Here is a 1,070-nt window from a genome sequence, read left to right as displayed (position 1 = left end):
AATACCACATTTATTTCACTGTCAATTTTCTCCCCAGTAACTTTTTAGACTTATGATTTTGTAGAAAATTCAGCACGCTACCCTTCGATTTAAAAAATTTCAAATACATTCACAAACCTTAACTTACAAATCTATCCAATGATCAATGAATTCTTCATTAAATAATAGATTCATTTTGGAATCGATAACCGGTAAAATATTATCTACTATCAGAAATACTATTTTATATTTGGTTTCAGGAAGGATACGATGACTAAAAATTTAACACGTGGGTTCTTAATAATTCTTTTAGTTTTAACAATATTGTTTATTGGGTTTAAGGAAAACTATGATTCTTCTCAGGCAGAAGATGGGTTGAAAATAGTAGAGGCCACACAAACGTTAGGTTCTGTTGATAATGTAAATGATACCAGCATACAGGCTTATAATTACGATTTTGCCTTATATAACGGGGGAAATGAAAAAATTTACCTGGATTCTATTGAACTGCTTTTTACAAAAGATTTTTTAGCAAGAGTACTAACCGAAGATCATAAAATAATCGATAATAAAACCATAAGGCCCCATTCTACAATCCATGTCAAAGGGCAAGTTGAATTTAATGTTTCAGGTCTTTCAAAAGAACAAATTTTGAACTTAGACCGCATTTACAGTGTCAATGTTACGTCAACAAAAACTCTTCTTTTTCCTAATGGAGATTCTTAAAGATCTTTTCCTGATTCTTAATTTATCAGGTTTACTGGTCAAGCAGTGGAAAATCCTGAGGAAACTCTATTTTAGAAGTTAGACTTTTTGGTCGTCCGCCATTATGCAGTTAATGTTTCCATGATTAAATTTCCAATGTAGCGAAAGTTTGCATTTTTATTGTGAAAGAGAGTTTGATCTGGCCTTCACTTAAGTGCAGAACAAAAAGCAAGATTTTCCGTTTTTACTGATGCATAGGTTTTGCGGTAAAGTCTCTGCATCAATAAAAAAGAAGTTTTGCATTTAATGCATACGGAAATCGGTTTTTTATTTTTGAACGTTTTTGATCAATAATAAACTCTGGGCATTGGTAAACAAAAATAGAT

At 31.4% G+C, this 1,070-nt stretch carries 1 protein-coding gene; it reads left to right on the top strand.

Going from position 1 to position 1,070, the window contains the following annotated elements; all coding sequences use genetic code 11:
- Positions 1-249: 249 nt before the first annotated feature.
- Positions 250-705 carry a hypothetical protein gene (locus RG963_RS16500; protein WP_310577360.1) on the top strand — a complete coding sequence of 152 codons (456 nt, stop codon included), beginning with the start codon at positions 250-252 and terminating at the stop codon, positions 703-705.
- Positions 706-1,070: the final 365 nt, after the last annotated feature.

Source organism: Methanosarcina baikalica (assembly GCF_031461075.1).
GTDB lineage: Archaea > Halobacteriota > Methanosarcinia > Methanosarcinales > Methanosarcinaceae > Methanosarcina > Methanosarcina baikalica.
Note: the sequence above shows the minus strand (reverse complement) of the source record. Positions and strands in the feature narration are given on the sequence as shown.